This is a genomic window from Corynebacterium sp. HMSC08D02, from assembly GCF_001807505.1.
Taxonomy (GTDB): Bacteria; Actinomycetota; Actinomycetes; order Mycobacteriales; family Mycobacteriaceae; genus Corynebacterium; species Corynebacterium pseudogenitalium.
Window position 1 is genome coordinate 1 of the sequence record NZ_KV789246.1, and the last position, 7,639, is coordinate 7,639.

The 7,639-nt window shown below is 53.6% G+C and carries 8 protein-coding genes; 7 read left to right on the plus strand and 1 reads right to left on the minus strand.

What is annotated here, in order from left to right:
- From HMPREF3170_RS06085 to HMPREF3170_RS06110, 7 genes are all read left to right on the plus strand, one after another.
- Nucleotides 1-311 (plus strand): single-stranded DNA-binding protein (locus HMPREF3170_RS06085; RefSeq protein WP_070478490.1); only part of this gene is annotated, 311 nt, incomplete at its 5' end.
- 369 nt (nucleotides 312-680) lie between these two features.
- Nucleotides 681-1,361, plus strand: a complete 681-nt coding sequence (locus HMPREF3170_RS12055) for a metal-dependent transcriptional regulator (protein ID WP_070478492.1) — start codon at nucleotides 681-683, stop codon at nucleotides 1,359-1,361.
- A gap of 116 nt (nucleotides 1,362-1,477) precedes the next feature.
- The gene (gene nrdI, locus HMPREF3170_RS06095) at nucleotides 1,478-1,927 is read left to right on the plus strand and encodes a class Ib ribonucleoside-diphosphate reductase assembly flavoprotein NrdI (RefSeq protein ID WP_052093126.1); all 450 of its coding nucleotides are present in this window, start codon (nucleotides 1,478-1,480) and stop codon (nucleotides 1,925-1,927) included.
- Between the two features lie 67 nt (nucleotides 1,928-1,994).
- Nucleotides 1,995-4,190: a class 1b ribonucleoside-diphosphate reductase subunit alpha gene (gene nrdE / locus HMPREF3170_RS06100; protein ID WP_070478494.1), complete on the plus strand. Its 2,196-nt coding sequence runs from the start codon at nucleotides 1,995-1,997 to the stop codon at nucleotides 4,188-4,190.
- 51 nt (nucleotides 4,191-4,241) lie between these two features.
- On the plus strand, nucleotides 4,242-5,267 hold the full coding sequence (gene nrdF / locus HMPREF3170_RS06105) for a class 1b ribonucleoside-diphosphate reductase subunit beta (RefSeq protein ID WP_034666259.1): 1,026 nt from the start codon (nucleotides 4,242-4,244) through the stop codon (nucleotides 5,265-5,267).
- Nucleotides 5,248-5,520 carry a hypothetical protein gene (locus tag HMPREF3170_RS11560; protein ID WP_133065267.1) on the plus strand — a complete coding sequence of 91 codons (273 nt, stop codon included), beginning with the start codon at nucleotides 5,248-5,250 and terminating at the stop codon, nucleotides 5,518-5,520. Before nrdF ends, HMPREF3170_RS11560 begins: the two co-directional genes overlap by 20 nt.
- 40 nt (nucleotides 5,521-5,560) lie before the next feature.
- Nucleotides 5,561-6,142 (plus strand): NADPH-dependent FMN reductase, encoded by a 582-nt coding sequence (locus HMPREF3170_RS06110; RefSeq protein ID WP_022862715.1) that lies wholly within the window; start codon nucleotides 5,561-5,563, stop codon nucleotides 6,140-6,142.
- A gap of 257 nt (nucleotides 6,143-6,399) precedes the next feature.
- Here the strand turns inward: HMPREF3170_RS06110 and HMPREF3170_RS06115 are convergent, their stop codons facing one another.
- On the minus strand, nucleotides 6,400-7,512 hold the full coding sequence (locus tag HMPREF3170_RS06115; RefSeq protein ID WP_070478496.1) for a coiled-coil domain-containing protein: 1,113 nt from the start codon (nucleotides 7,510-7,512) through the stop codon (nucleotides 6,400-6,402).
- Nucleotides 7,513-7,639: the final 127 nt, after the last annotated feature.

The following is a 7,639-nucleotide window of genomic DNA, read 5'->3' on the forward strand; positions in this document are numbered from 1 at the left end:
GCAACACCTTCAAGAACAAGACCACCGGCAAGGTCGAGTCCGAGATTGTCGAACTCACTGGCTACGTGGCTGACGCCAAGAACCTCGGCGTCTTCGGATGCATCGGCGCTGGTGATCGCGTTGCAGTGAGCTACTCGCTGAAGACTGACAACTACACCGATAAGGACGGCAACAAGCACTATCCGCTGGTAGCGCGCATCGACACTGTGCAGCTGATCGACTCCAAGAAGGAGTCTGAGGCACGAGCAGCACGCCGCGAGAACAGCGCAGATAACGCTGCTGCTAATGACTCTGAAGAAGTGCCGTTCTAGTTGCAACAACACCCCGCAGGGAAACCTGCGGGGTTATTTTTTCAGCACAGACCACGCATAACGCCGTCGCCGTCCAGTACGGGAGCGCTGATACTCCTGCTCCAGACGCTCTGTCTCTACACAGTGCATTACATGAGCCATTACATGCGCTGTTTTACTGCACTGTGTACTAGCCATTCCATTACGCACTACGCTGGCGCACTTCAAGTTCATTGAAATCTTCTCAGACATTAGTGGTTCTCCTTCAAGTGAAGAATGCTTTAACTGGCCCCACCTTACCGGCATTCCTCTCAAACTTGGCCTCTGTTCGCTATGAGCGTTGGGGCACAGCGCCTAAGGCGCATACGGAAGCTGGGTTAACATTTACTCATGTCTGTTTCTGAGCTGTCCACCAGTACCCAGAACTATTTGAAAGCTATCTGGGGGCTAAAGGAATGGTCATCCGAGCCCGTTACCGCCACACTTATAGCGAAACAGCTGGGACTCAAGCTCTCCTCGGTCTCCGATGCAGTGCGCAAAATGTCGAAGCAAGGGCTCGTGTCACACACGCCCTATGGCTCTGTGGAGTTAACCGAACTTGGCAGGCAGTACGCATTGGTCATGGTGCGCCGCCACCGATTGCTTGAGTCTTTTTTGGTTCAAGCATTGGATTATACGTGGGACGAGGTCCATGATGAAGCCGAAAATCTTGAACACGCGGTGTCTGACATGCTCATAGAGCGCGTGGATAAGTTCCTCAATTACCCCACTAGGGATCCACACGGCGACCCTATCCCTACGGTTGATGGACAGGTCACTATCCCCAGTGCGCACCGTCTCACCGACAGCGGCGCACAACCGCAGGTGACCGTGGAACGCATTTCTGATTCCGACCCACAACTGCTGGCCTTCCTCAAAGAGCAAGGCATCGTCATTGGGGCTGTTCTTACCACGCGCGAAGGAACGCCCTTTTCAGAATCGCTCGAAGTACAGGTAGCCGACAGTACTCAGTGGGTAGTACTTGGGCGCCCAGCTACGGACGCAGTGTTTGTAGCACACCACATCCTGTAGTCTTTCCCTTTCTCATTAATCCTGTCCCTACCTGCCCTTTTAAAAACTACGGTGCGACGTAGTTTGCAACTACGGTAGTACGTAGTTAATCTTTTCGATCATCACCTATCCCACTTATGGCTAAGGCCAGGATGAGCAGGATTGTCATGTCAGACTCACCAGATTTGGTGTACTTTTCTAGCGTTTCTGAAAACACAAAAAGATTCGTCGAACGCTTAGATAGACCCGCAGTGCGCATTCCACTGCGGCCCAAGAAAACCGGAATGATCCAGGTTTCACACCCGTACGTACTCATCGTTCCAACCTACGGCGGTGGCTCGCTCAAACGCGCAGTCCCCAAACAGGTCATCGACTTCCTCAATGACCCAATCAACCGTTCCTTTATCCGGGGCGTGATTACCTCAGGCAATACCAACTTCGGAAGCGCTTACTGCGTCGCCGGCCGCATCATTTCCGCTAAGTGCCACGTTCCAGAGCTGTATCACTTCGAGCTACTCGGCACGCAGAAGGACGTTGCCGCTGTAAAGCAGGGCCTTCACAAGTTTTGGGAGCAGCAAAGCAACTAACAATTACACCCCATTGATTTCCCACAAAATGAAGACCACATCCGCAACACACAGATTGGAAACCACAATGCCGCCACTTACGGCCACCCCCACACAGCCCATTGGCCCTACGCCCCGCACCGCTTCAGCAGACGATGCCGGCGGTGTCGGTAAGCGCAAGAGCTACCATGCACTCAACGCGCAGCTGAACCTATTCGACGATTCGGGAAGAATCCAGTTCGACAAGGACATTGAGGCAACACAAGACTTTTTAGCGCACCATGTCACTCCCCGCATGCATCAGTTTGAATCCACCAAGCAGCGCTTGGAGTGGTTGGTTGATAACGAATACTACGAGCGGGAATTCCTTGAGCTTTATGATGACGATTTTCTGTGCACTATGTACGACAGAGCCCACCGAGCCAAGCATCAGTTCCGCACTTTCCTCGGCGCATTTAAGTTCTTTACTTCATACGCACTGAAAACCTTTGATGGCTCGCGATTTCTGGAAGGCTACGAAGAACGCGTCGCCACCACAGCTTTGTACCTTGCACAGGGCGATGAAGAGCTTGCGGAGAAGCTGGTGGATGACATCATGACCGGACGCTTCCAGCCCGCCACCCCTACTTTTCTCAACGCAGGAAAAGCCCAGCGTGGCGAAATGGTCTCCTGCTTCCTCCTTCGCATCGAAGACAATTTGGAAAGCATTGGCCGCAGCGTGAACTCTGCACTGCAGCTTTCAAAACGCGGCGGTGGTGTGGCCTTGTTACTGAGCAATCTGCGCGAATCCGGAGCCCCAATCAAAAAGATTGAGAACCAAGCTTCCGGCGTAGTCCCAGTCATGAAAATTCTGGAAGATAGCTTCAGCTATGCCAACCAATTGGGCGCTCGACAGGGCGCTGGAGCCGTCTACCTACATGCGCACCATCCAGATATTCTTCGTTTCCTGGATACCAAGCGGGAAAATGCCGATGAGAAAGTCCGCATTAAGACTCTTTCGCTGGGAGTTGTTATTCCAGATATAACCTTCCAGCTGGCCAAAGAGAACAAGGATATGCATCTTTTTAGCCCGTATGACATCGCTCGCGAGTACGGCGTAGCCATGTCTGACATGTCTATCACCGAGTATTACGACGAGCTGGTTTCCAATCCGCGAATTTCTCATACGACTATCAAGGCCCGCGAGTTTTTCACCACGCTGGCTGAGCTTCAGTTTGAATCTGGATACCCCTACATACTCTTTGAGGATACGGTCAACCGCGCTAATCCCCTCAAAGGACATATCAATATGTCCAATCTGTGTAGTGAGATCCTCCAGGTCAACACGCCATCCACCTACGGCGCCTCAGGTAACTACACCACCGTTGGCCAGGACATTTCCTGCAATCTAGGGTCGCTCAACATCGCTAAAGCTTTTGAATCACCGGACTTTGGGGAAACTGTTGAAACCGCGGTGCGCGCTCTCACGAAGGTCTCAGACCTAACAAATATCGAAGCTGTTCCTTCCATCGCTCACGGTAATGCATCCATGCATGCCATTGGGTTGGGCCAAATGAATCTCCACGGTTTCCTGGCTTCCAAGCGTATTCCTTATGGCTGCGCCGAAGCACTGGACTTTACAAATATCTATTTCCTGACCGTGACCTATCATGCGCTCCGTGCATCCCATGCGCTAGCGGTTGAGAAAGGTCAACGATTCACTGGCTTTGAAGAATCCACCTATGCCACTGGCGTCTACTTCGACAAGTACATCGACCAAGACTGGGCGCCGGCCACTGACCACGTAAAACAGCTATTCCATGAGGCTGGCGTGCAGATTCCTCAACGCGAGGATTGGCTACGGCTCAAGAACCAAGTGATGCAAGACGGCATCTACAACGCCTACTTGCAGGCAGTTCCACCCACTGGATCAATTTCCTACATCAATGACTCCACCGCGTCCATACACCCGATTGCCTCCAAGATTGAAATACGCAAGGAAGGCCGCTTGGGGCGCGTGTACTACCCCGCACCGGAAATGACCAACGACAACTTGGAGTATTTCGATGACTCCTACACCGTGGGGTACAAAAAAATCATCGACACCTACGCTATGGCCACCCAACACGTGGACCAAGGGCTTTCCCTGACTTTGTTCTTCACCGCTGACACCACTACGCGGGACATCAACAAGGCACAAATCTATGCCTGGAAAGCCGGAATCAAGACCTTGTACTACATCCGTTTACGCCAACCTGCACTCCAGGGAACCGAGGTCGAAGGCTGCGTTTCCTGTGCTCTGTAGGAACACGGTCCTTCCTTCATTCACAACCATCCATCAAGAAAGAAAGAAGCTATGTCTTCAACATCAAACACTGCTGAGCTAACCAGCATCTCAGTTACGCCGCCAAGTTACCGGCATGACCCTTCAGCCCGCATCCGCGCCATCAATTGGAATCGGGTGAGCGATGAGAAGGATCTTGAAGTGTGGAACCGCCTCACCGCCAACTTTTGGTTGCCAGAAAAGGTTCCACTTTCAAACGATCTCCCGGCGTGGCAGAGGATGACACCGGAGGAACGCAACCTCACCATGCGGGTGTTCACGGGACTCACCACCCTGGACACCGTCCAGGCCACTGTGGGCGAAATCTGTCAGATCCAAGATGCCCGCACCGAGCACGAGGAGGCCGTGTATACCAACATCGCCTTCATGCAATCAGTCCATGCCCGTTCTTACTCTTCAGTGTTTTCTACTTTGAGCAGTACGAAAGAAATTGATGAGGCATACCGCTGGGCGGTGAATAATGACCTTCTCCAGGCACGCGCCAAAAAAGTGCTCACTCATTATTTTGGACCCGATCCACTCAAGCGCAAAGTGTCATCGACGCTGCTTTCCTCGCTGCTTCTCTACGCGGGTTTCTATCTTCCCCTGCATTTTTCCGTCCACGCCACCCTGACAAATACGGCAGACATGATTCGCCTCATTCTGCGTGACAAGGCAGTGCACGGTTACTACTCAGGCTACAAGTACCAGCGCGGACTGGAAACGTCTGCTCCACAACGGCAACAGGAGATGCATGATTTCACTATTTCCTTGCTCGAAGAGCTTTATGCCCTAGAGCTGGATTATTCCGGCGAGCTATATGAGCCGTTGGGGCTCATGGATGATGTAGCTGTATTCGTTCGTTATAACGCCAATAAGGCGCTCATGAATTTGGGCTACCCGGACTACTTCCCACCTGAAGAAACGGAAGTGAACCCGGAAATCCTCGCTGCCCTAGCACCTGGAGCAGATGAAAACCATGACTTCTTCTCCGGCTCCGGTTCCTCCTATGTCATTGGCACCGCTGAAGAAACGAGTGATGATGACTGGGATTTCTAAACCGTTTCCACGACCAGACCAAGGAAGCTGGCTTGAGACCATCGCGCTGTTTGAAGCCATCCGCGAAGGAAACCAACCAGCAGCCATGCGGCTTTTGGATACGTCCGCCGCACGGGAGGCCGTCCTCGGGGGACTGTTAGGACTCATCGAACTGTACTTCCGCCATGAAGAAGACAAAGTGGATAACTTTCTTACTGCCGCCCACGCCGCCGGGCCACCGCCTGCCTTTGGCTGCAAGCCTTTTCTCCCTTGATCGCACGTACCTACGCCCAACTAAAAAGAAAGGACTTCCTATGACCACCCCACGCATTAGTGTTATCGTCGGCAGCCTGCGCCGCGGCTCATTTGCGCGCAAGATTGCACACGAAGTGCTCACAATGATCCCTGAAAACTACCAGGCAGACATCGTTGAAATCCGTGACTTGCCGCTCTATGACTTCGACTACGATGACCCCTCGGTCACGGACAAGCCCATTCCAGCTGAGTACACCACTTTCCGCGACACCATCAAGAACTCGAGCGGCGTCCTCTTTGTTACCCCGGAAAATAACCGTACTATCCCTGCCTGTCTCAAGAATGCAGTGGACATCGGTTCCAAGCCCAACTCGGATGTGGCTTGGAAGAACCTTCCCGCAGGTATCATCAGTCACTCTGTAGGCCGCATGGGCGGCTACAGTTCACAGAAGAACCTCCGGCTCGCCCTGTCCTACTTCGATATGCCGCTTCCTGGTCAGCCCGAGGTATTCCTTGGCCAATCCCCCACCCTCTTCGAAGACTCCGGCCATCTCAATGAAGGCACCGCAGGCTTTGTCAAAGACTACGTTATACGCTTCCTGCAGTTGGTCGACATGACATTAACAGCCAAGCACAGCTAGCGACGGCGACTAACCCTAGCCACCGCCCTCTACGAAGTACTTGAAGGCTTCTAAAGGGCCTTCTCAAAGACACAAACCCCGGATTCACACTCATCCTTGAGTTACCTGAATCTGAACCCAGGACGCTTCAAAAAACACCGCTCTAATTCTTCGATTTTCGCTGAATTAGAGCGGTTTTAGCGCTGTCGCTGGACACTGACCCTGGCGACATCCTGTTAGGCCGCTACAGGGCCATACAGGGCAGGGGAGACCCCCATCTACGGCTTGCCGCCGTCGGGGGACTCCTTGTCACCGTCGTGGTCGCGCTGTTGCTCCTGCTGGCGGCGCTTAGCGATGCGTTCCAGCGCGCGACGCAGTACTGCAGCGCTTTCCTCCTGAGTACGGTCGATGACGATCTCGCGGTACCGTTGCTTCATCTCTGGGTTGCTGTCAATCTCGACCCGCAAAAAGTCCTGATCAACATGCGAAATCTCCTGCAACGACTGCGTTGCTTCCTCGATGATGATCTTCGCTTCCTGCTCTGCTTCCTCGCGCGTTACTGCAGCGTCACGTGTGGCCTCATCATGTTCTTCACTGCCGAATTCTTCGGCAAGGTCAAGCAGCTCATCTGCCTGAGCTTCAGCGAGACCCAGCGTCTGCTCAGCTTCTTTGCGTGCGTCACTGCGGATCTGCTCGGCTTCTTGCTCGGCCTTTTCGCGTGCTTCGCTGCGGAGCTGTTCAGCTTCCTGCTCTACACGCTTGAGCTTGGCTTCGGCGGCGCTCTCAACCTCCTTGGCACGGTCCAGTAACTCTTCCGCCCGTGCCTCGGCAAGACCCAACTCCTGTTCAGCATCCTTCTGTGCATCATCACGAATCTTTTCGGCGTCCTGCTCGGCCTTCTCGCGTGCTTCTTTGAGTACGCGCTCGGCAACCTCGCGAGCCTGCTGTTCAGCATTTTCCTGCACACGCTGGGCTTCTTCACGGGCCTGCTGCGCCCGTTCGAGTTCTTCTGCAGCTTGCTTGCGGTCTTTCGCTGCAGCATCGACATCTCGCTGTACGGAGCTGTGCTTCCGTTCCACCTCGTCCTCACGGTTCGCAAGGTCGCGCTCCCGGTCCTGCTGTTCGACGTAACGGTCAAGATTCAGCGACTCATTGTGACGTTCAGACACATCTAGCTCTACCGGGTAACCCAACGCGTACATGTGCTCTCGAAGTCCACGCTGCGCGTCGATGAACTTCTGGTTCCCGGAGATTTGTTTGCCCTTCTTCGGGCCAGATATGTACCGCACCGACTCATCAGTGTTGTACGCGATGCCGGGCCGGCAGCGGAGCTTGTCGGGATCAGCCCCCTCTTCGGAGGGGGCTTTTCCTGTTTCCGGCTTAAGGGACATTTTGTGCGTAAACACGGCGTGTCGCGATAAGGGACATTTTGTGTGTGTGTTCAGCTCCGTCCGGCCCACCTTTTTCTCACTCCTAAGCCGGGATTCCACTGATGATCAATGCCGGTATCGAATTCTT